The 25119-nt window shown below is 32.5% G+C and carries 23 protein-coding genes; all 23 read right to left on the minus strand.

What is annotated here, in order from left to right:
• A complete protein-coding gene (locus BAU27_RS00665; protein WP_071769861.1) occupies positions 1 to 1188 on the minus strand; it encodes a nucleotidyltransferase domain-containing protein in 1188 nt (395 codons plus the stop codon).
• Positions 1189 to 1210: 22 nt separating this feature from the next.
• The gene (locus tag BAU27_RS00670; protein WP_071769862.1) at positions 1211 to 1663 is read right to left on the minus strand and encodes a lasso peptide biosynthesis B2 protein; all 453 of its coding nucleotides are present in this window, start codon (positions 1661 to 1663) and stop codon (positions 1211 to 1213) included.
• Positions 1664 to 1708: 45 nt separating this feature from the next.
• Positions 1709 to 2008 (minus strand): lasso peptide biosynthesis PqqD family chaperone, encoded by a 300-nt coding sequence (locus BAU27_RS00675; RefSeq protein WP_000095761.1) that lies wholly within the window; start codon positions 2006 to 2008, stop codon positions 1709 to 1711.
• Positions 2008 to 2937, minus strand: a complete 930-nt coding sequence (locus BAU27_RS00680; RefSeq protein WP_071769863.1) for an aldolase — start codon at positions 2935 to 2937, stop codon at positions 2008 to 2010. The genes BAU27_RS00675 and BAU27_RS00680 overlap by 1 nt, the downstream gene beginning before the upstream one ends.
• 107 nt (positions 2938 to 3044) lie before the next feature.
• On the minus strand, positions 3045 to 3176 hold the full coding sequence (locus BAU27_RS31540; RefSeq protein WP_016130932.1) for a paeninodin family lasso peptide: 132 nt from the start codon (positions 3174 to 3176) through the stop codon (positions 3045 to 3047).
• A 14-nt stretch (positions 3177 to 3190) separates the two neighbouring features.
• Entirely contained in the window at positions 3191 to 5128 is a 1938-nt protein-coding gene (locus BAU27_RS00685; protein WP_071769864.1) for a lasso peptide isopeptide bond-forming cyclase, read from the minus strand.
• A gap of 1028 nt (positions 5129 to 6156) precedes the next feature.
• Complete coding sequence (locus BAU27_RS00690; RefSeq protein WP_071769865.1) at positions 6157 to 7326, minus strand: DegT/DnrJ/EryC1/StrS family aminotransferase; 1170 nt, start codon at positions 7324 to 7326, stop codon at positions 6157 to 6159.
• A gap of 13 nt (positions 7327 to 7339) precedes the next feature.
• Entirely contained in the window at positions 7340 to 7972 is a 633-nt protein-coding gene (locus BAU27_RS00695) for an acetyltransferase (RefSeq protein ID WP_016130935.1), read from the minus strand.
• 13 nt (positions 7973 to 7985) lie between these two features.
• Positions 7986 to 8582, minus strand: a complete 597-nt coding sequence (locus tag BAU27_RS00700) for a sugar transferase (RefSeq protein WP_070146104.1) — start codon at positions 8580 to 8582, stop codon at positions 7986 to 7988.
• Between the two features lie 346 nt (positions 8583 to 8928).
• Complete coding sequence (locus tag BAU27_RS00705; protein WP_001264123.1) at positions 8929 to 10476, minus strand: lipopolysaccharide biosynthesis protein; 1548 nt, start codon at positions 10474 to 10476, stop codon at positions 8929 to 8931.
• A 48-nt stretch (positions 10477 to 10524) separates the two neighbouring features.
• Positions 10525 to 11532, minus strand: a complete 1008-nt coding sequence (locus BAU27_RS00710) for a glycosyltransferase (protein ID WP_016130938.1) — start codon at positions 11530 to 11532, stop codon at positions 10525 to 10527.
• Between the two features lie 43 nt (positions 11533 to 11575).
• Positions 11576 to 12502: an SP_1767 family glycosyltransferase gene (locus BAU27_RS00715; protein ID WP_071734716.1), complete on the minus strand. Its 927-nt coding sequence runs from the start codon at positions 12500 to 12502 to the stop codon at positions 11576 to 11578.
• Between the two features lie 128 nt (positions 12503 to 12630).
• On the minus strand, positions 12631 to 13797 hold the full coding sequence (locus BAU27_RS00720; RefSeq protein ID WP_071769866.1) for an acyltransferase family protein: 1167 nt from the start codon (positions 13795 to 13797) through the stop codon (positions 12631 to 12633).
• Positions 13798 to 13869: 72 nt separating this feature from the next.
• A complete protein-coding gene (locus BAU27_RS00725) occupies positions 13870 to 15051 on the minus strand; it encodes a glycoside hydrolase family 88 protein (protein WP_071734717.1) in 1182 nt (393 codons plus the stop codon).
• A gap of 20 nt (positions 15052 to 15071) precedes the next feature.
• Positions 15072 to 16253, minus strand: coding sequence for a glycosyltransferase (locus BAU27_RS00730; RefSeq protein ID WP_016130942.1), 1182 nt, complete (start codon positions 16251 to 16253; stop codon positions 15072 to 15074).
• Positions 16254 to 16265: 12 nt separating this feature from the next.
• On the minus strand, positions 16266 to 17456 hold the full coding sequence (locus BAU27_RS00735; RefSeq protein ID WP_016130943.1) for a glycosyltransferase: 1191 nt from the start codon (positions 17454 to 17456) through the stop codon (positions 16266 to 16268).
• A gap of 13 nt (positions 17457 to 17469) precedes the next feature.
• A complete protein-coding gene (locus tag BAU27_RS00740; RefSeq protein WP_000671003.1) occupies positions 17470 to 18630 on the minus strand; it encodes a polysaccharide pyruvyl transferase family protein in 1161 nt (386 codons plus the stop codon).
• A gap of 17 nt (positions 18631 to 18647) precedes the next feature.
• The gene (locus BAU27_RS00745) at positions 18648 to 19679 is read right to left on the minus strand and encodes a glycosyltransferase (protein WP_071769867.1); all 1032 of its coding nucleotides are present in this window, start codon (positions 19677 to 19679) and stop codon (positions 18648 to 18650) included.
• Between the two features lie 84 nt (positions 19680 to 19763).
• Positions 19764 to 20960 (minus strand): glycosyltransferase, encoded by a 1197-nt coding sequence (locus tag BAU27_RS00750; protein WP_071769868.1) that lies wholly within the window; start codon positions 20958 to 20960, stop codon positions 19764 to 19766.
• Positions 20961 to 20969: 9 nt separating this feature from the next.
• Positions 20970 to 21710, minus strand: a complete 741-nt coding sequence (locus BAU27_RS00755; protein WP_000885932.1) for a glycosyltransferase family 32 protein — start codon at positions 21708 to 21710, stop codon at positions 20970 to 20972.
• Positions 21711 to 21813: 103 nt separating this feature from the next.
• A complete protein-coding gene (locus tag BAU27_RS00760; RefSeq protein WP_000469601.1) occupies positions 21814 to 22887 on the minus strand; it encodes an EpsG family protein in 1074 nt (357 codons plus the stop codon).
• Between the two features lie 150 nt (positions 22888 to 23037).
• Positions 23038 to 23940, minus strand: a complete 903-nt coding sequence (locus BAU27_RS00765) for a glycosyltransferase family A protein (RefSeq protein ID WP_071769869.1) — start codon at positions 23938 to 23940, stop codon at positions 23038 to 23040.
• A gap of 30 nt (positions 23941 to 23970) precedes the next feature.
• Positions 23971 to 25062, minus strand: a complete 1092-nt coding sequence (locus tag BAU27_RS00770; protein WP_016130947.1) for a hypothetical protein — start codon at positions 25060 to 25062, stop codon at positions 23971 to 23973.
• Positions 25063 to 25119: the final 57 nt, after the last annotated feature.

Genomic DNA, 25119 nt, shown 5'->3' on the forward strand with positions numbered 1-25119 from the left:
TCACTTCTCCTTACGGTACCTCATTTCCCTCCAAATCCATAAAACCGGTCGCAAAGGGAAATATAAAACATGCAGTTGTTTTGGCAGTGGTAAAGTTTCCACATCCTGAGGATAAGGATACAACCAACTAAGATGAAACAGTAGCTTTTGAGAGCTTGTCTTTAACAAATATAAATATCGCTCATGATATTTTGAAACTTCTTCTGGGACAGGATCTGTATGCAAGTTAATCATATTTTCCAAGTAATATATAGCAAGCTGCGCTAATTGCGTTACCCTTCTCCCTGACATTAATACTTTTGCCTCTCCCGCTATTATAAGAGTATCTAAAAGCTCAGAAGATAAAATAAGCGCCTGACCTACCAGTTGTTTACATCTATATCTTTCCAACATAACAGTGAGTTCTTCCCAATCTATTTCTTGCCTTACCATACGGTCAATGTCCGTTAACCATCGAAGCCTGGACCAACCATGCCTAGTCCCATGAGTCACAAGAAACATAAACAAATCCTCTCTACCTAAAAAATAGACAGGATAATTTGTGACAGGACTCGTCCTCTTTCGCCCCCATAACTCATCGAAGTGTGGTTCCTTTCCCGGTCCTGGGTGTAGTCGCCAATGAATCTCCAATTTCACCTTACTTATCGGATGCATGTAAGTTGTATGGTGGCGTCTCCACTTCCATTCATTCATAACCGTCGGAAAATCATCCTCTTTGACATAACCATTCTTTACAAGTAATTCGTTCACTTTTCCAAGATCATCTATAGGAACAAGGGCATCCAGATCCCCTGATGTTCGAAGGGAAACATCTCCATATAGGTCTGCGCCAAGAATAGGGCCCTTCAAAAATAGAAGTTGAAGTTGGTTTTCAGCAAATAATTTACTTACTTTTCCCATTTCTCCACTTAAATGAAGCATATGGAATGTATTCCTTTTAAAATATGTACTTAATACTTGCACAACATTTGATGGAACTAACTGTTTATCAATAGATTTCATTTTTGGATAAATGAACGCGTACATACGATGATGCAGCGCCAGTTTCAAAAATTTGTTCCAATCAATATTTATGAACCAGTCTCCCGGGATTTCTTGTATCTCTTTATCTTCCTTTTTTATAATTTCAAGTAACAATTTTAGTTCTTTAGGTAAATGACTCAAATCAAGATTACAACCGGTATACATCTCATTCTCCTTCAAGATTTTTTTACCCTATCCTTTTTGCAAATTTACCAACAACGGTAAATCTCTTCATTTCTTCTACGCCAGTAATATAAAAGGGCCCGCTACGTAACCACGCATGGGCAATCATATTTCCTGTCTCATCTTTCGCGGTCCCTAAGTAAAGGGTACTTTCAATTTGACGCTTCTCCAACATTTTCATTGCAGCGATAGCTTTAACGAGACACTGGCTTTCCCAAAATGTATAACGGCTCATCATATGCACTGCTTGAGAAATTTTCCTTAACGTAATCTTTTCCGATTCATCATAGCTTAAAGACGTTTCTGCCATATGAATTCCTAATATAGGAGCAGATTTAGAAAACGGTATACTTTTAAGAATACGAGCCCAGCCTAAATAAAAGAAAGCTTCTATAAGTAATAATTTTGTTCCCATATCAAACGACAAGAAAGCTTTGGCTTTATTTATGATATTCATCGATCCTACTCCTAATCTATTAAATCTGGAACGTTCAATTAAAAATCAAAGTTTTTCATCAACCGAGATTAACCCTTCTGCATACAAATGATTTAAGAAAGAGAGTACTTGTTCCTTACATTCTGCCTCTTCAATCATATATCGAGACAATAATATATCAATCACTTGATTGACAGATATTAATTCATTAATTAAACTCCAAATTTCACCACCTATACCTCCTAAGTTATAGTATTTCCCATTATGGATGCTCATCATCACTTTCTCCCCATCCATATCGCTCACTACATTTTCCTGACCTTGTACAACAAAACTGTGTAATGAAATTGTTTGTTTACTACTCATTATTTTTCCTCCTCTTTTAAAGACTCTAGAATTTTGGATACTAAATCATGTGCCGTAAACTTTGAAATAGGACGTCTCAATTGAAACATATCTATTTTGTTTACGATATTTGTAGAATGCATAAAATGCCATTCCATCATCCCCAATCGTGGGATTAATGAATTCCTATATGTATGACGCAGCAATGTGCGTAGTCTCTCCAGTCCTTCAATCTGCTGAAGTTCAACATCCCCATTTTCTACTTTCACTAATTCGAATACACCTGCCAATGGTAATGATTCCTCGAAAAAGTTAGCTGTAACGGGGACAGCATATTTAGTTTCCCTTTCAAATAATGGCTGATAATGCGCTGTCTCCATTCCAAACTGATCAAGACTCTCTTTCCATAACTTTTGTTGTGGGTAAGATGGTGTAACAAAAGGAGTATTATCCTCAGAAAGAGACACAGCAATTACATCATCGCTTAAAAGCTTATAGCCTTTGCTTAAAAGGGCTGATGCAAGAGTTGATTTTCCAGCTCCTGATCTTCCTACAAAAGCATACGCCTTTCCATTGATGGCTATTACACTTCCATGCAGAGGGAGTATTTTTCTCTGCATCAACAATGCCCCCATACAAGTCCCAAGAATATAAAGCCGAATCTTATCTTGATCAGACCCTTTCATAGGTGAAACAATGATTTTTTCTCCATTTTTAATACAAAACGTAGCAGTTTCGGGGATTTGAAACATAATTAATTCTTCTTCAACTACAAACAATGACTTCGGAGAAGATAACTCTCTCCATAATTGGGACAAATCTGCAGTTTCTATTTTTACGTCTACTTCATTTTCGTAATTACTTACTTGAGGCAATTCCGGCAGGGGAATCTCACTTAATAGGGCTAATCCGAAGGCTTTGTAAATCTCTTTCTTTACAGTATGTATCATCTTTCTCACTCCAAATAGTTGAAAAATTGATTAAAAAAAACCCTTATACCGTAATTAAACTATATAAGGGCTGTAAAGCATATAAATCTCATTTAAATATTAGTGCATTAGCTGTGGTGAAGAGCGCCTGACTCATCCTCATCTTCAAAAACTTGGTCAACAAGTCTCTTTCCTGGTCCAGCCATTGTCATGTTGATATCAAGCACTTCTAATACTGGTGATTGCCATTCTTGTTTCATAATTTCACCCCCTTTCAAATATATTTTTTGATAAATCGATAGACAATAAGACTACGCATTAAAATTCTAAAATCTGGATCAAACACGTATTCTACTCGTGGTTCTCCTTGAATTTTCAAAATCGCGCTCTTAATAATCTCCATATTAAAAAAGTTAGAGGCCACTGGGTCTTTACTAAGCTGCTGAAGTTCCTCGATAAACATTTTCCATGAAGGAATCATGCGATGAACCACATCAGCTGCCTGTATTCCCCGCACACGTTGATTTAATCTTACTTTGTCAGGAAGAAATCCTTTTGTGGACCTCCGGACAAGTGCACGATTTAAGCCATTTTGAACAAATTGTTCGAGTGGTAACGATAAACAGAATCGAATTACCCGTAAGTCATTCGTTGGATCATGCCCTTGTAAACCATAACGTAAGGAGAGCTTTGTTCCACTTGTACCCGTTGTATTCCACAAGTTTAGCTGTTCAAAATGTTTCTGCCTTATTTCATATATATTTGGGATAGAAGCCCCTGTTACTTTCACACCATGTTCTTCAAGCTTTCTAAATACATCAGTACGTTTTGCAAGTTCTGGACTAACTAACGTTGGCAGTTCGTATTGCTGTTCTGAGGAAAACATGTTTTTTATCGATGGAAATGCTTTCTCCCCTACAACTTTCAGTATTCTCGATTTTTTAACTCCAACGTTCTTACCATACAAATCAATTTCACGATAAAGCTGCAACCAGCTGAACTTTTTAAGTAAAATCGCATAATAATCTAAAGCTGGCCCCCAAGAGATTGTGAAATTTCCTCTCGCTCCATTTAAGAGCACCCCAATCCCTTGTTGTTGAGCTTTTTCATAAATTCCTTTCACCCAGACGGAATTTTCGAAAAATTTATATGGCATCTCCATAATCTCAAGCCAATCATCAATTTCTGAGAAAGAATTTTCTCCCGGAAAATTCAAATAATTCCCTTTAATATTCCCTACATGTTGTACTGTAGTTTGAATAAATGGCTTTTCATCAGCAATCGTATGACCACGAGTCCAATCAGTAAACCCTTCCGCAGGTACCGAGCTGAATGTATATAATTTTTTGTTCTCTTTTTGCAGGGCTCTCGCAGCAAAGCTAGCAACAGCTCCTGAATCTAATCCCCCACTTAAATGAGAACCAACATTACGATGAGTACGTAACCTTGATGTTACTGCGCTTTCAAATACGTCCCTGAACGCCTCTTCATAATCTTCATTTGATTTGAGTTGCAACTGCTCCTCTACAAATAACGTGTCGTATTTCGCAATACTAACTCTTCCCTTAACTACGGAGATAGTATGAGAAGGCGGGACTTGCTCTATATTTTTATGCACTGTTGAAAATGCATCTATTGTATCAAGCATATTAGGTATCGCTAAATATTCAGCTAACCATTGCTCATTCAATTCCTTCCCAACGTACGGTAAAGAAAACAGCGGTTTTATGCTAGTACAAAAAGCAAATTGATTTTGATTGCGGTAAAAGTAAAAAGTCCGACTTCCTGAAAAATCACGTGCACCAAAGAGCAATTGCTTTCTCTCATCCCAAATCATAAAAGCAAAATCACCAATTAGATACTTTGGTACATGCTCTCCCCACTTTTGATAAGCGAGTAAAATCAACTTACTATCAGGCATCTCTCTTCTATGTACCTTGTCTACTTGCAATCTATCGAATAATTCATTGCGATTATCAATAATAGCATCAGCAGTTATAACCAACTGTGTTTCATAATCATAGTAGGGTAATTGTTCATTAATAGATTCAGATGTTATCCATTTTGCATGGGAGCCAAAAAAAATATTTTCCTTGTGCCATATATCGGTATTGTCACCTGGATAACGAGATAAATCTTTCATGATTCCAATCCTATGTTCAGGCGGTATCGGTTCTCCATTTAAATGATAAATTCCGGTTATTGCACTCATTTTTTCCTCCCACTACGAGACAATTAAGGGAAAACCCGATGGATAAGTAAATTACTAGATATATCAAAAAAATGTTATTAATATACTAGAAAACCCTTTCCTCAAACTACCTCGTTTACGCATAACAGATTTTAAAACCCAATTTTATAGCCTTAAATCTTTTTCAGTTGAAGTATTCAAGCTTCCAGGCTACCTATCCTATTGTAAACCCTTGCATTTTAATTTTCTCAAAAAAGAACAAAGGTGTGATTTTCTTAATTCGAATCAAAATATTACCATCTGAATTTTATATAAATAAAAATCAATGAATTTAATATATCGATAAAACGTTTATATTCTTTATAAAGAATATAAACTCAGATTACCATTTCACTATTACATTGTCAAGTATCTATATACTCAAGAAAGTGAATATTTATGTATCTTTTTTAGTAACTGTAAGAACAAATAATACAGTACAACTTTAATCGGTAGGAGGCTTTACATCCCTACCGACTATTAATCTCATCAATCGAGCTTTTACGAACATTCCATCTATCTTCTAAGTTTCCCTAAAATCTTAAGGTAGTGCTCTTAATGCTCATAAATAGCAGGATAAACGTTATATCTTACAAATACACAGGATAATTTTCATCTTTTTATATTTTTAAAATTTCTGTGCTATGATATTTTATATAATTTATTATTAACCCACTAATTAAAGTTGATTTTTCACTTGTTATGTTCTCTATTACTTTATTCTCCTGCTTCTTTAATCGAAACCGGAGAATAACCTTTTTATATTTATACCATTTTCACAAAGGGGATGATATAATATGCGTTTACCACTAATAAAAAATACCATTCGCATTTACCACAAGATTATGTACGCTTACTATTTCACTCTTTATAGGGATTGCCGTGACTTTCATTCAAAGAAAATTTTTTTCAGTAAAATGAGATTTCACAAAAACAGCACTGAATGAGATATTAAATCCTCCTAGTTCATTAACACCCTTCTTAATTAAAGCTGTTTCTATTTTTTATCTTTACACGCCAGCACTTACCATCAATATATTCTTAATACATGTAATAACTCTTGTCTGATCTTTTTCTGTCATACCTGATCCAGACGGAAGACATACGCCTGTTGCAAATAATTTTCTAGAAACATCCTCACTCTCACTATGCGGATAATACATTACATCTTCAAATAAAGGTTGCATATGAAGAGGCTTCCAAACAGGACGCGCCTCAATGTTTTCATTTTCCAGTTGTTTCAGTAATGCCTGAATCGGTACTCCTGTTTTTTCTTCATCTACAGTAAGAACTGTAAGCCATCGGTTTGAATAAGTATCCTCTAACTCAGGCATAAACTGTATCCCTGAAATATGAGATAATTCTTGATAATATCTATCAAATATTCGTCTTCTTGCATGTACTCTCTCTTGTAAGACCTGCAGCTGTGCTCTACCTACACCTGCTAAAATATTACTCATACGATAATTATATCCAACCTCACTATGTTGGTAGTGTGGAGCCGGATCTCTTGCTTGAGTAGCTAAAAATCTTGCTTTTCTCAATGCCTCGACATCATTTGAAACAAGCATGCCTCCACCTGAAGTTGTAATGATTTTATTGCCGTTAAACGAATAAATACCAAATTTTCCGAATGTCCCGCTTTCTTTACCTTTATAGGAAGAACCGAGCGATTCTGCCGCATCTTCTATCACTGGGACATCATATTCATTACATAACGAAAGAATTTCATCCATTTTAGCGCTTTGTCCATATAAATTTACAACAATGACAGCTTTCGGAAGTATTCCTTTCTCATTTGCATCACGTAATGCACGTTCTAAAGCTTGTGGCGACATATTCCACGTTTCAAGCTCAGAATCAATAAATACTGGTTTAGCCCCTAAATATAAAATTGGATTTGCGCTCGCTATAAAAGTAAGACTTGAACAAAACACCGTATCTCCATCATTTACATCCAGTAAGCGAAGTGCCAAATGGATAGCAGAGGTTCCTGAACTAACTGCAGCCGCATCAAGAACTCCAACATGGGATGAAAGTTCACTTTCAAACGCATCTACATTTGGACCAAGTGGAGCAATCCAATTCATATCAAATGCTTCCCCTATATATTTTTGTTCATTACCGCTCATATGTGGAGCGGAGAGATAGATTCTTGTTTTTTCCTGTGAGTATACCACTTTAAACACTCTCCTATAATTCTTTGTTTATCACTCTAGCTGGAATACCAACTGCCTTACAATTCGCTACAATGTCACGGATCACCGTTGCTCCGGCACCGATAACGGACCAATCGCCAATTGTAATATTTGGAATCACATTAACTCCTGCTCCTATATGTACTCCTATTCCTACAGTAACGGATCCTGTAAGCACTGCATTTGGGGAAATATGTGCAAAATCATTTATCTTATTATCATGTTCAATAATAGCGCCTGAATTGACAATAACGTGATTCCCAATTTCAACATCTGCATTAACAATTGCACCTGGCATAATAACCGTACCAGTTCCAATCTTTGCACTTAAACTAACAATAGATTGTTTATGTATAAGCGTCGCATAGCGATGACTGGGAATCTCTAACTGCTCCATAATTATCTTTCTTGTTCTGTTATTCCCTATAGCTATCACGAACTTTGTATCTACATGCTCATCCATTAACTTTACAGCTGCAGAAATAGGTCCAAAATAGACACCATCCTCAATTTTTAACTCTTTATACACATCATCTAATTGCGCAATGATTTCATAATTTCCATACGATAGGATAATATCTCGGATTACTTTACTATGACCACCTGCCCCAATCATAATTATTCGCATCCATCTCACCTCCTCAAGAATTCTTTGTACCATTAAATTTTTCCACAGTTACATGCCCAACCTGATTGATTCCTTCTGACTTAAATACTTTCTTTACCGTTAACAACAAAATTTTCATATCAAGCCAAAAAGTCCGTTTTTTTGCATACCATACATCAAAATCAAATTTTTCCTCCCAAGAAATCGCGTTTCTGCCATTTACTTGGGCCCATCCCGTAATCCCTGGTCTGACATTATGCCGCTTGGCCTGCTCTTCTGTGTATAGTTCCAAATACTCCATCAATAATGGTCTTGGACCTACCAAACTTAAGTCCCCTTTTATAACATTAAACAACTGTGGCAATTCATCTAAACTATATTTTCTCAGAAACCCTCCGAAACGGGTAAACCTTACATCATCAGGCAACGCATTCCCCTCACTATCCTTCTCGTCAGTCATAGTTCTAAACTTATAAAGAAAAAAAGGGACACCATGCAATCCCGGGCGTTGCTGCTTAAATATGATAGGGGAACCCAACTTAATTCTAACTAAAACAGCCACTATTATAATAAGAGGTAAAAGAAACACCAATAATGACAAAGAAACGAACAAATCGAAAAGTCTTTTCATATATAATCATACTCCTAATTTGGTTTATGTATTAACCTCTACTCCATAACTGCCTAAAACTTCTATCTTCATAAAAAGCAGCCCCATTCATAGTTGAAAAATAACGAATTGATTTACTTTTTTATTTAAGGACATGTCATGCAAAATACTTAATTAAAATACTCAGTAATAAGAACACCACCATATTCAACAGAGCATAGTGGTGTTTCATTTCTAAAAGATTCTTAATACTTTCCTTTTATTTACTTGCTCTTACTTTAAGCATTATAATTTTGTGTCAATTCATTAGGCGCTGGTGCTCGATGGATTGGGTCAGTAACGGGATTATAGAAATGTAGATTTCAAATTAAAAAGTGCCCTTTTTGTGTGACTGAATTTTCACCCTCAGGTTTCCAATTATACTTTTAACAACTCCAAATAAATACTTAAATTCATCTGTCTTATAAAAAACAAATACATAAATAGCATTTGGAATTATTAAACAAATCATCCCTCTTAATATTAATTCTAGTAATCCATTATACGGAATAAGACCACATATTAAACTTGTGATAACACAAGCTCCTAACCCTATCATCACATAGTAAGTATATTTTAAAAAATAATCTCTAACCGGTTTACGGAATACTTTCTTATATACTAAATAAGGAGCAATCCAAAATGGAACCACTAGTGTACTTATAAGTGTTCCAATAAAAACACCTGTTATGCCCATATATTGCACCAAGACAATAGAAGCCACCAGATTCACGGCAGCCTCTAAAAAGGGCGCATACCTATCTTCATGAAAAATCCCTGATGTTGTTTTGACCATAGATATAGAACGTCTCATTCCTGATACATAAAAATTTATCATTAATATAATTAATACACTTATATCCATAATAAATTTCGAACCAATCCATAAAGTAATAAAGGGTTGCATTATAATATATAAAAATATGGAAAAAAATGAGTATATCCAAAAATTACAAAGCATAGTAATCTTAAATATGCTATAAATTTTTTCATCGCTTTCTTTTGCAACCAAATTCCCTACACTATGATTTATATTATCAAAGATTTGATTTATAAAAGTTCTACAAATGTTAATTAACATATAATAATTTGAATACAATCCAACAGCTGTAACACTGACAAAAGACGCAATTAACATGTTATCAGTACCAAAGACAATATATCCGCCTATATTATGTAGCACTAAAGCCTTTACATTTTTAACAATATTACTTTTGGTTTCACTATCTAATTTGCTTGCTGCTTTATTTTTTAAAAATGGGTACATCTTATCTACCAATATAGCCAAGAACGCAGAGGTACTGATTGTTATAATAATATCGATTATTAGATATAAAATATAACTATGCGTAAAGTATAAAATTCCTATTTTAATGCAAGTAGATATAATAGATGAGATAGAATAAATCCCTGTAACAATATATCCCTTTTGACAAACATTTAAAAATGAGGTTTTATAAGAAAATAGATAAGATGAAGCTGTATTAATTAAAAATATAATATAAATAAAATGAATATTGTCTACCTTTGCATCTTTAGCGATATATCCAAGAAAAGGTAACAAAAGTAATCCTAGTAACAATACTATTAAAGCTATTGCCATATATGCCTTTCTATAAAAATTCATAAGCATATTGATTCTATCCTGATTATTTTCTGCCACTGGTTTATATAGATTATATATGATAGCAGATCCTATTCCTGCTTCAGCTAAAGATAACATTCCTAATATATTAGTAAATAATCCATTTACCCCCAGATACTCAACACCTAAATAAGTAATAAATATGGTTCTGGAAGCAAAACTTAGTAACGTAATAATAACTTGACTGCCTATACCGGCTGATATATTAATTATTGAATTTTTAACTCTCATTTTTCCTCCCACTTCAGAAAGTATGAAAACACTTTCAACCCAAGAGCATTACCTGATTTCTCTTTTATATGCTGCAACTATTAAAGGATACACTTTAAACTTTATTGCTAAATAATATATATACTCCTTAAAGTTATTGCATCGATATGAAAAACCAATTCCTTTTACACTATCTGAGAACATTTCATAATTCACTATTCTACGAAAAGCATTATTAACATCCACATTAGGGTCGCTTTTTAAATTATTAATCAAGAGTCTATATATGTGATTTATATAATAATTAGCCATATCTTTTTTAAATTGCTTATCGTGTAGTAAACCAAATTCTTGTGAAAGTTGTCTTCTCATTTGATATTGTAAAACTAAACTGTTCTCTAAATTTGGTTTATACGGAACCCTCATTAAGCTATTTGGATTATTAATAGTATAAAAATAAAGAACTTCTGAGACTGCACATACCCTTTGTGAGTGCAATAAAAACTCTAAATTAAAAATAACATCTTCTCCAATAAACACTTGTTCATTAAATCTGATGTTTTTTTCTTTTATAATGCTTAAATTGTATATATACCTCCATGCGAAGCATAGATCATTCTTGGAATGAACATTTGGAGAGCTCAGTATAAAATCTCTCCCGTTCATAACAGTATCTAATTTGAAGTTAGGAATAATACTATTATTATTTGGAACAGTTTTGTATCCGCATATTACAGCATCACACTTTTCATCTTCCGCAATACCATATAACCTAGTAAAATAGTTTTCGCTTACCACATCATCGGGATCTATAAACACTATATACTTCCCTGTAGCAGCCTCGATCCCTGCATTCCTTGCGCTACTCACTCCTCCATTTTCTTTATAGATTACTTTAATTCTATTATCCTTTTCTACATATTCTTCACATATTTCACCACATTTATCTGTTGAACCATCATTGACTAGAACTAATTCAATATTGACGAAAGGCTGTTTTAAAACACTTTCAATACATCTAGCTAACCATTTTTCCACATTATATATGGGAACAATAACACTTATTAATTCATGCAATCCTTTCACCTCTACATTACTTACATAAGTTAAACCCTCATGCCTATCTTATTACAGCTTTAATTTCGCTTAAATATTTCTCATCTTGAATATCGCCCACATTTTGTCCAGCACCTGCTTCACATACGTACTTATTTTCAATTTTGATTTTAGTTTTTGCTTGTCTTAAAAACCATTCGTATTCAATATCCACATGCCCTATATCAATTGCTTGATATCCCTCTTTATACAAATCATATGCTAATATAGTAGCAGTAGGCCCTATCGCTAATAGAATCAATTTAGATTTATTATTTTTTTTTGCTGCTGTTAAGATTTTATTGTAATGTAAGAATGCGTGCTCCTCTGGTACTAAAATCCTTTCAATTGATTTAGCATTGTCAAACAGATCATTTCCAATACCTAATCTACTCTTACTACCCTCTATTAAAACTATATCCCTATCTTTCCATATTAATTTTAATAATATAAACCATTCTTTACATTTTGACTTATCTCGAAAGGGATAATAGAATCTCGATATAAAGGAATTATAATATATTTTTCCCTTCTTCAAGTCTTTATACCACTTTAATCTATATTTTGCAGTATGAAGACTCCAATAATCCTTTGGCTCATCTGCATATTTTGATAAATCTTGAAAAACATCCGGCAAACAAACTAAGAACTTCTCATCTTCACTTAGCAATATTTCTTTTAATCTTTTTGATAACAAATGATCAGCCCGTTGAAATGTTATATCTAGATTATGAATTAATTTAAATTCACCATCACCATACCTGGCTACGGAAGCTTTATCATGAATAATTTTTTTTAAAGTTTCATCTATAGATTGAATTCTAGGGGGCTTGAAAAAGCACTTCGTGAATCGATCTTTTATGATAGTTAATCGATTCAAACTCTGAATTTTGATATCGATCAATTTATTCCAAATAAAAACTAACATACTTTTTATTTTTATTTGCACCATACCAAGCTCCTTTCTAATACTTTTCTCGATAGAGCATTAGATTATCTTTCCTCTTTTTCTTAAGAAAATTACTCTTATCCCTCTATTCACATCTTACATACTATTTATTCTTATTATTTTCCAATTTTTCAACTAGCCTTTTTTCTCAATGAAACATCGCCTCTAGAATTTTTAGTGGCAAGTTTCCGGCCTATTTTTATTGATGGAATTTCAATAAATTTATAACATAAGACCGACACAACCATAGTAAATAAGAAAGAAATTAATAAAATTAAAGGCACTGATATCTTTCCATAGAAAATATGAACTGTTGTTAATAGAACAATTGGATGTACTAAATAAAGACTATATGATATTTCCCCTATAAATTGTACTGGTTTAATCAGTAATAATTTAGAAAATAGTTTTGAACTTAGAGCGGATAGAATAATTAAAACTGCACCAAAGCATATATACCAATCGATGATAATAAGATACAAATCATAATCGATTTCACCAATTAGTTTGGAAAGTAACATAAATGGGATACGGGGATAGCTAAAAAATAAAAGACCTAAAGGCAATAATATATATTTTACTTTTGAATTAATAATTTTACTCACTAAATATTCTCTGTTTTTGGCTAGTAGTGCACCAATAATAAACATTGAGCTATAATGTAATGTGATAAAGTAATTGGTGGATACTGGCATATTAAATTCGCTTGGAATGTTCTTCATTAATAAATAACCAATAACTGATAAAAACATCGCTATCCCAATACTTACTTTCCAGTTTACTCTAAGTAAAAGAAAAATAATTAAAGGAAACACTATGGAAATTCGCATCTCGTGAACTAATGACCAAATCACCATAATAAACGCATCAGAATTAAATTCTCTCAAGAATAAAATATGACCTATTACTCTATTAAAAGAAACTTCTATGTTCCATGAACCCCATTGTACCAAACCAGGAATGGTACCAATTTTAGAATGAATCCCCAATTTAATTCCTATTGCAATAAAAAGAATCATAATATAAGGAATGTAAATCCTACAAACTCTTTTAATAAGATACTTTAAATAATTAAATTCCGTCCCTTTATAAAAAGGCAAGGATAGAACAAATCCACTTAACACAAAAAATATAATAACAGCCGAATGACCTTGCCATAATATAGAAAAATAGGTCCCAAATGTTGAATACATTACCTTTTTACCTAATATCGGAAATAATGCTAAGAAGTGCCCTAATAGAACAATGATTGCAGCAATACCCCGAAGGGAATCCAATTCTTTATAACGTCCCGTCATAATTCTTCCCTCTGTTCTAAAATAAAATTTATTAATCTGACTATTGAAATTTAGTCATCTTTATAAGGATGACTAAATTTTATAATTATTACGTAAATTAATTAATCTAATACAAAACCCTTGTGTGAATGGCAGGATATCGAATAACGTAGAATATACACCTATATCCTTCGTATCACCTTGAGAGAAGTCGACCGCTCCGTTTCTTCTTGTCACTCCCATCAAATAACCGATAGCTTTATCTGCACTTTCCAAACATTCCTTTGAAATATCTTCTATCTTTGCTGCATTTAACATAAACCACCCCAGTGTGGATGTAGCGGAAGAATCTGGTCCGCATTCGTTCCTGGTTACAGTCCAATTCCAATTGCCTTGTTGTTGAAATTTCATCGTAGCTTTTGCAAATTTACGTACACTTTCTTCTAATACAGGTTTATAGCTGTTGTTTTCCGGTAATTCATTCCACGTATCTATAAGACCTATAGCAAACCATCCAAGACCTCTTCCCCAGCCATATAAACCTAGAGGAACTTTATCTTCTAATCTATAAGCATGACATGGTATATGACTTAAGTTTAACATTCCATATGTTTCATATTCTTTAATCTGCTTTACAGCCAAATCTATACACTCACTTTTGTTATACCTAATGCCGTAAGTCACTAAAAATGGACATATGAAACCTATGGTATCTACATAGCGATACCCTTTCATAAACTTCCTATATTCTATTGTACCATCTTCACCTAAATGCTCTTGTATCATTTCCCAAGTAGCATCCAAGGCTTTTTTATATTTATCTATATCCTCAAAATCCAGCTTCATGATCGCATAAGCAAGTATTGCCCCATCTACATACTGAGGTTTGTGCGCCCACTGACCATTATGATCAAATTTAGAGTTCAAAAACTTCGTAATTTCATGTTTCACTGCTTTGTCATCGTTATATTTCAGGTATTCAGACAACCCTAATAGTAAAGATGCTTCTTGCCAATGCTGTATAGCACTTTTCGTATAATTTCCTTTCAACATATCAATTGCTATTAATCTTGTGTTATCAGTTACCTTAATCTTTGGTGTTTTATTTAGCCACTTAACACCTATATGAGTGATTGACTGATTCCATAAGCTTTTATCCGTATACCTTCCTATTTTTATTCTTCCCAACCAATTCTTTCCTATAGGAATGAAATCAATCACTACAATAATTGCGATTACAGCAAGTAACACAAAGCACGCTGCCTGTATAACCATATAATTATGTCCTTTCTATACTACTCAAATAATGTATATAATTTTTTTATCTCCGACTCGGTTCCTAGCTCTTCATCTGATAAGTTCTTTATTAACTTATTTCTTAATTCTTCATTATGTATTAATTTCTTAATTCCCTCCGAAAGTGAGTGAGCATCCATGTCTATAATCAGCCCATTTTCTTCATTTTTAATTTGGTCTTTAGCTGTACTGAAATTTGTTACCACTATTGGTTTATGCAGTATTTTTGCTTCGTCTATTGCGATAGACTTTCCTTCGAACCTGGATGGTTGTACATATATATCTGCTTCTCTTATATACGGATAGGGATTTTCTTTCAGTCCTAACAGTAAAAAATGATCTTGAAGGTGATTTTCTTCTATCATTTTTTCTAACTTACCTCGCCCTTCCCCTTCTCCAATGATATACCACTTTATTTCATATCCATCTCCAACCAGATTCTTACAGGCTTCTATAGCCAAATCAAATCCCTTTTCATGACTTAACCTTCCTACAGAAACAAGCTTTACCCCTTTACGCTCTAGATCTACCTTTTCCTGTGACATTTTATTTATCGTACTTGGAGATACAATGTTATGAATAACACCTATTTTGTCGTTATATATAGAAAATCTTTGTTTTAAAACATTGGCACATTCCTCAGACACCGTCACTATATGATCCAATGAACGAAAATAACCCCTATCAATGTTAGGATCCATTCCTAATTTGTCATAATCAGTGTGTATAAAACCAATTTTCTTATTCGCATTTACTTTGTCTATACAAAAGTAAACTGGGTTCTTTTCTAAGTACCCAATCGCTACATCATACTTTTTACTTATATTCTGTAAAGATTTTGATAGATATCGCCATACTCTCTGTTCACAACGAGCCTTGTTTTTTTCACTTTTAAATATGTAACCTGCACAAACCCTTGATAAGGCTATATCTAGTCTTCCTTGTCGCAAGCATTTCATGATAGCTGCTTTTATCGGCATATCAAACAACTGATACTCAGGAGGTTCTTCTAATACATTCACTTGTTTAGGAATTTTATTAAGGAATAAACCTTCATGCTTAAATAAAAATAAATCCACATTATAGCGAGAGTAATCCATCGTATTCAACAGAGAGATTAATGACTTCTCAGCCCCACCACAGTTCAAATTATTGATAACAAATAATACGTCTTTTTTCATAATAATCACCTTTTAAAGAATTCCGTAGAGCTTATTTATTTCTTTTTCGGTTCCTAACTTTTCTGTAGATAAATTATTTACGATTCTTTCCCTTAATTCTATATCTTTGATAAGCCTTTCAATTTCAGTTGCTATTCCTTCTTCAGACATCTCAGCAATAATTCCGTTTATTCCATGATTTATTTGATCTTTTGCAGTTTCAAAGTTAGTCACCACTATCGGTTTATGCAATATTTTTGCTTCATCAATTGCTATAGACTTACCTTCATACCTAGATGGTTGCACATATATATCTGCTTTTCGTATATAAGGATAGGGATTTTCTCGAACCCCCAAAATTGTAAAATGGTTTGATAGATGATGATCTTCTATTAAACGTTCTAATGCATCTTTTTCATTTCCATCCCCTAATACGTACCAATTTATCTTGTATCCTTTTTCAAGAAGTAACTTGCAAGATTTCACTGCTAAATCTAAACCCTTTTCATGACTTAATCTGGCGACAGTAATAATATTGGTATAATGTCTATCAAACAAACTGTCATCTTCTATATCTTCTTTAGATAAATCATATATAACGCCAGGAGCTACTATATTATATATAATCGTAACTTTATTTTTTAGTTGTGGAAAATTTTCTTGTAACGATTTTGCACACTCTTCTGAAACCGTTATTAGATTATCTAGTTGTTCAAAATATGAGTTATCGAACTGGCAATCCATACCTGAATTCGAGTAGTTTGTATGTATCCATCCAGCCTTTTTTTTGGCATTGACCTTATCAACTACGAAGTATATTGAAGACTTTTCAAGATAGCCTATCGCTGCATCATACTCTTTTTCTAACACTTCAAATGACTTACTTTGATATTCCCATGTATACTGTTCTGAAATTGCAGCTTCCTTTATCAATCTATTTTTAATAGTGAACATCAATCTTGAATATGCTAAATCAATTTGTCCATTCTTTAAAAAGCCCATTATTGAATTTTTAAGGCTAGATGCAAATATTTTATAATCACTTGGCAGATCTAATATATTTACCTCTCTTGGTATCGAATTTATGAATATTCCTGTTTTATTAAACAAAAATAAATCTACATCATATAAACTGTAATCTATCTGAGATAGTAAATTTATCAAGCTTTTTTCTCCACCACCAGCAGATAAACTAGGCATAACAAATAGTAGTTTTTTTTTCATAATGTACCCCAAATTACTTAGACAATTCTTTCAAATATTCTACTGCTTTGTAAGACATTTTCTTTATATTAGGTATAGATTGTCGTAGCTTTTGCCTTATCTCCTCTTCCTCTCGTACCATCTCATCAAATCTTGCTTTTAATTTATTACTATCAGATATCTCCTCTATATCTAAAACTAATTTTTCTTCCCCAAATATATCTTTAGATATCCCTTTGGACTTTACACTATATCCCAATACCATAGTCGGAATAAAACTAGAGTAAGCAGCTATAGTTGCATGCGTTCGAGCTCCTATAAAGAAACGCATTCTAGCTATATACCCCTTATACTGTATTGCATTTAAGTTATCTGGTAACAGAATCACTCTGCCTGTGTCCTTAAATTCTTTGTAATATTTGTAGAGAACTTCGTAATCATTGTTCCCATCTTCAATAACGTGAGGTGTAAGAGCAATCGTCATATCTGTCGTATTTAATATATGATTAATTAACTCTCTTACCGCAACTTGAGAATTCTCATTTCTATTCCATACAAGCGGGCTAAAATTAAGACCCATTGTATTTCCTTCCTGCCATCCATTAGGCAACTCCAATTCTTCTTTTTCCATTGTAAATGCAGCATCAGCACACAATTGAACGTTATTTAATCCTTGTTTTTTTAACATATTATAGGTAAGACTTTCGCGTGCTAATATTAAATCAAAGAGCTTTAGATCTTCCAACTTTCTTTCAGACATATCCTCTTCTCCTATAGAACATCCCCATAGTACTAGCTTTTTCCCCTGCATTTTTACTCTTCTATCAATCTCATACCACCCAGGTTGCTCTCCATAGCAATAATTATCCCCCCCGATAGATAAACATACATCGGAACTTTTTATATGCTTTATTATGTTATGATGAATTTTCCCTAATGCATAAGACTCATCGTTAAAGAGTTTTACTTTAACTGAGGACAATAACCAATCATATGAATATTTTTTCAGACTGCGGCTAGAACCATCATATATATAATCTAACTTATTGATTACCTTATCTGTTTCAGGTCTATCTGATGCCAAACATACTTTTGCTCCATCTATTTTTTCTTTTATAATATTTGTAGAAGCTCGAACTATCGCTTCGCACCCTCTATTTAAACTGCCCCCATGGGCAAACATCATAAACTTCACACTAAATTCCTCCAGTTTTATTTATTTCTAAGCCTGCTGTAAGAGACTGCGAAGTATAACCCCACAGTAGATTTTCTTTTAATCATATTTATTAAAAATTTCTCATATCTACCAAGCTTGCTATAAGTTACTTCACAATATAGCGGCAATGCCTCTCTAACATATTTATTGCATATCATATTTTTTATGTATTCATATCTCTCACTAAACCGTATTTCCTTAGACGGTTCAAAATAAATATATACGTAGGAAATTACACTATTTATAAACTTTCTTGATTTCAATTCACGTATCTTTGCCTTATCGACCTTTTCGATGTAAATTTTCGGTAGTTCCATATTATATACTTCCACAGCTCGCTTGAAATAATCTTTTTTTGAGATATCCCGAGTTGCGCTACCCGCTACATCCCTATAATAATATCCCGTATAATCTATATATTTCATATTAGTTGCATTACTAAAAAATTGAATATTAAACATTCCATCTTCTCCTAATGCGACCTTCTCTGGAAACTTCACATTATTTTTCGTTATTATGCTATTTTTATAAATTTTGTTTACAGCAGTATTTAAATTATCGCTTTTAAGAAAATAGGTTAATATCTCTTTATTTACATATTCTTTTTTTAGAACGATATTAGTTGGAAATGGATATTCAATTGTTACCTTATGCCCTTCAATCTCACTTCTTAAATTTGATATAATTACATCACAATTGCTTTGTTTTGCTGAATTATACAGAGTTTCATACATATCCGCTTCTACATAATCATCAGCATCAACAAATCCAATATATTCACCATTAGCTATAAGAAGTCCTTGATTCCTTGCAATACTCACACCTTGATTTTTTTGATTTATAAGTATAATCCTGTCATCTAGTGCCCTATACTTTTCAATAATCTCTACGCTATTGTCCGTTGAACCATCATTAATAAAGATAAATTCGCAGTTATGAAGCACCTGATTTAACAGTGATTCTATACACCGAGTAATATATTTACCAGCATTATAAACCGGTATAATTACACTGACATTTCTATTCATGGGCAATTCACCCCTTTGCTTTGAATCCCTTATACTTTCATTTTTAAAAATTTTTGTAGTTGTACCAATACACTTAATAAACTTTTAAGCCTCTATAACTTCATACAACTTATTTAATTCATATTTATTACTATAATCAGTATTACTACAATTGTTAGCTAACTGCTTTCTTACGGTAGCATCCTTATACAATTTTTCTATTCCATCTGCTATTCCTTCAACGGATAATTCCGTAATATATCCGTCAACCCCATTTTTCACTTGACTGTTTGCGGTTGTATAATTTGTAATTAGGACTGGTTTTGCAAGTATCTGAGCCTCTCCTACTGTAACAGCTTTTCCCTCATATCTAGATGGTTGGACATATAAATCAGCTTCTTTTATATATGGATATGGATTGATTTGCTTTCCTAGCAACACAAAGCTATTTTCTAATTTCAAATCCCTTATTAGATTTTTAATCATTGTTTCGTCTCCACCATATCCAACTACATACCAGGCTATATTCTCATAGCCTTTATCTTTCAATATCCTTAAAGCCCTAACAGCATTATCGATTCCTTTTGCATGAGATAGTCTAGCCACAGTTATAACTTTAAAACGGTTATCAAGAAGCATAGGGGTATCTATTTCTTCATTCGCCATATCTCTAATAAACTGCGGGGAGGTTATATTTTCCATTACTATAACCTTATTTTTTAATGCACTATATTTTTTTAAAAATGAATTTTTGCATGCCTCTGATACAGCTACAATACAATCAAATTTATTCCATACTTTTAAATCCATCTCTATATCTGTCTCAATTGTAGAATAATCTGTATGAATCCATGCTATTTTTTTCTTAGCCTTGACCTTATCTGCTACAAAATAATGTGGCCACAAATAACTAATTGCAACATCATACTCTTTATCTAGTTTAGGTAAAAATGGAATAGCATATTTCCACATTAATTGCATTTGATAATATCCTGTCTCTACTATTCCTTTAGCTTTTCCTGCAAAACGAGTATTTATCTTAGATAAAATTCTAGAAAATCCAATGCCATACTCTTTATCCTTTAATGTTTCTCCGATTGACTTCCTAAAGGTGGTGTATTGTGGAATTTCTTCTAATAAATTTACCTTGTTACAAACTAATTCCATAAAATCCCCTTGATGCCTATACAGCATTAAATCAACAGCGTATTTTTTGTAATCAAAACCCTCAAGCATACTTATAAGGCTTCTTTCTACTCCTCCAACTTCCATATCAAATGAGGCCACCAGTATATCCTTCATATATGCCTCCTAATTTTTTGTAACAAATTTTCTTATCCGCGCTATATTTTCTCCACCTATAACCTTAGATGCTAACAGTTTTAAACCACTCTTCAATCTTGCTTTAGGTGGTAACCAACTTTTATAAAAATGATGCATTGCATATGTATTTGGAGTAATAAATTTTCTACAGTTAATATAATCATATGGAGAAAAATATGTTTGAGGATAGAAGGCTCCTATCCCACTTATTTCTTGATATTTTCCATTCAACTGTAATCCTTTATTTTTTAGTATCTCGCTTATAATGGCCACATTGGTTAAACTGTCATACTTTCCGTCCTCTTTAATAAAACTTTTTTCTTCGTATGAATCTAGAAACATTCTTATTAACACATTTCCTTTAGTCGCTCCTATTGTACTTGTAGCTATATAGTTCTCTTGTTCAAATCCCCAAAATGAATCATGATGTAGCATATCATCAAAAGATTTGAATACCTCCACATCCGTATCTAAGTAAATTCCTCCAAATTTATAAAGAGCGTATACTCTTACATAATCACTTACAAATGCAAATTTTTTGTATTCATAGGCTTCCTTGACATATAAATTACAATTTATATCAAAATTATCTTCATTCCACTCAATTATTTCATAACCAGCTAAATTCTCTTTCCAGCTATCTATACATTTTTTTACTATTATAGGTTTTTCTCCTTTACCAAACCAACAATAGTGAATGGTGCGTGGAATCTTTTCTGTAAATGCCAACTCAGTATCCCCTTTCTAAACTATATAGAATAATATACCTATACACCTAAATTTCCATATTTCATTGATCAACTAGTCATTAACATATTTCACCTTAAAAAACTTAGAAATTTAAAAAATTACTTTTATAAATAATGTTTAATGTTATTACATTCTCGTATGCATAGAAAATAAAATAAAATACTAATATTGCATAATAAACTAGTTTTTGGTCTTTATCAGTAAATAATTTTATAATCCATGAAATTAAAATTAATTGGTATAATCCAAAATATATAGAAAATCTTGCAAAAATCCAATTTTGTGTTGAAATTATCATGAATACAAGTCCTAATATAGACATATTTACTACATAGTCACTTTTAGGAAATATTTCCCTAAGTTTCTCTCTTCCAATGTAAGCAATAATAATTGGAGGAATATTAACTCCAACTCTAAGTATATTTGCTCCGCCCTCAGAAAAGTTCTTGTAATCTCCATACTGACTATCTCCTATGACTGAGAATAACGTATCTAAAAATTGATTAAACCCTATAACTATGAATACAGAGCAAAAAAGGGTTACATACGTTTCCCATGACCATGCTTTTCTCCTAATCATAAAATATATTGGAATAAGGATAAGTGCAGTTTGATGTATTGTTGATGCAAATAGAATAATTAGAATATACTTTTTCCAGTTACCTTCAAATATATATTTTGTTGCAGCAAAAATAATTGCTGCTGCAAGAAATTGCCTTATCCCATTCATTGATATTAAATACATTCCACCTGTTATATATACATATAAACTCAATTCGAACATTCTTGTATATTTATATAAAACCAACACAATAAGTACATTTGTTATTAGTGCCGTTACAAAAATCAATATTTGAGGGTCATTAGAGAACTGTTTTAAAATCATCTGAAGCACATTAAAACCCATATCTTTTCCTTCTTTTATATGTTCCCAATCAAACGTATCTTTTTTATAAGAATACATATAAAAAAAAGTATCCCCGATATTATTACGGAGACCAGACACCATTACAAGAATAACTATTGTTAAAAATACTAACAGCTTATTTGGCTTTGATTGAACAATGTGTGGTCCCATTATTACAGGAGTAGAAAAATATCTTGCTAAAAAAGAAAGAATATAAACTAAGACCAGCGTAACCCAAAATATAAACATTTTTAAATTCCTTTCATATTATAGATTGTAAATATAAAACTCTTTGCTATTCTTTAACCAAATAATTCAATAATATAGCCTATCAGTCCTATATTTCTCTTACAATCTAAATACATGTGACAATAAAATACATAGTTAATTAAAGACCTACTATTTATTTTTCAAAACAGTAGCTTTACTCGTCTTTTGAATATAAAAATGAAGCATAATCCCAAAAGGTGTAGCCACCAAAGTAATAAGCTTACATGGGGACTCAATAAGAAATTTATAGTTTTTGATCATCAAGTTGCTAGATACATAATGTATAGATTCTCGAAATTTTTCTTTTAATGTAGGAGCATATTTCATAGCAACTTTTCTAAAGAATGAGAACCCTTGGGGGTTTTTTCTATATTGCTTAATAATGTTCATGCTAGATCCATCTGCTAAATACTCAACATGACAAAGAACTTTATTCATGATGAGTAAAGGCTGCTCTTGATCAATAAGAATATATTTATAACTTAAAGGACAGTACTTTTCGCCCGCAAATATTGGATATGGTGGGGTTTTTCGTGTTAACTCTGATCGATAAACTAACTTTTTATCACCTGTGACTTTATATTTCGCATGCAAATCTGTCAGTTTAGATTCCTTCACATGTTCCGGCATCATCGTTCCAATAACTTTTCCATTTGGATTAGCGTCTAATCCTATTATGCCAGCGTAATCATTACTTCCATACTCCTTCCAAAAACGAGTGATATTTTCAACGGCATCATCCGCCATATAATCATCAGAATCAATACAAACATTAAGTTCCGTATCAATTAATTCGTAAGCAGTATTATGTGCCCCGTGCATTCCCTGATTCTCTTGATAATGATACTGAATTGAGATACTGCCTTGGGAAATCCAATTTTCTATTAACTCTCTTGTGTCATCTGTAGATCCATCATCAATAATTAACCAAACAAAATCCTTACTTGTCTGTCGCTTTAAACTTTCATAACATAAATGCAGCGTGTAAGCACGGTTAAATGTAGGTGTAAAAATTGTAAGAGTAGGTTTCAATTTACATCTCTCCATCAATCATCTAATCTATTAAAATTCATTCCCTAATATTGTTAATATACTATTTAATACTAATCTATCAGGTCTTACATATTCATGGTAATATCTATAATTGTTAATCATCATTTGATATCTATAATTTTCATCATTTGATAAAGTATATATTTGATTTATACATTCTTCTGGTGTTTTAAAAACAAGATAATTTTGACCATCACGAAAATCACCTGGGACTTCATAATGTAATTCTTCTGTTACTATAGCCTTGCTTGCTGCAACATACTCTGCAAATTTCCAACCAATAGATTGATGTAATCCCATAGTTGCAATACAAATTGCAGATTCTTTTACCTTTCTTAGGTAATTATTCCGTTCAGTAGCTTTTCCGTCTTCTATAACAATATCTGCATAATTTTTATATGCAAATTCTGATGGTGCTACTCCTCCATAAAATTTATCTCCAAACTCTTTTCGACAAAGTCTAATGCATGTTGCTCGAAAATCATTAATATATGCACGTTCTTCCTTTTTATTCGAAGAAATTTGCCCTTCATAATCTCCATTTACATCCCATAACCTAGCCATAAAAAGAATTTTTGAATCTATTTCTTTATGAGGTATATCTTCAAAAGAATTAATACGATATAAACCATTGTAATATTGAGACAACGGAACCTTCCGTATTACTTTCTTAATTTTCTCCCTAAGTGGATCTTGAGGCATCGGTGAATGCGCAATATTTCCAGGTATTGTAACCATATAATTTAATCCAAGAGGATAAATTTTTTCCTTATGCCTTAACTTTGAATTATAAAAACTATTAAAACTTCGCTTAAAGTAAAAGTCGTATTTTTCTAACAACACATTCATAAACTCAACATAATCCTGATTTTGCTTAAGCAAATTATCATAACCATCATTAACATCATATAACACTCGAGTTTTCCCGTTGATTATAACTTCCATCATATTATAAGGTAATTGATCTTGATGATTCTTACTAAGTTTCTCTATCCTCAAGTCTATTACTCCTTGTTGAGCAAGTAGAACAAAACCTGCAGTTATATTATAGAGATGCAGCGGAACTTCTCCTAGCCTAAGACAACATGAAACTCTTGACATCATTGTGCTCCTTTTTAATCCTTTAGACATTATTTAAAATATAGAAGTTACTATTAA

The sequence above is a fragment of the Bacillus sp. NH11B genome, from assembly GCF_001884205.1.
Classification (GTDB): domain Bacteria; phylum Bacillota; class Bacilli; order Bacillales; family Bacillaceae_G; genus Bacillus_A; species Bacillus_A proteolyticus.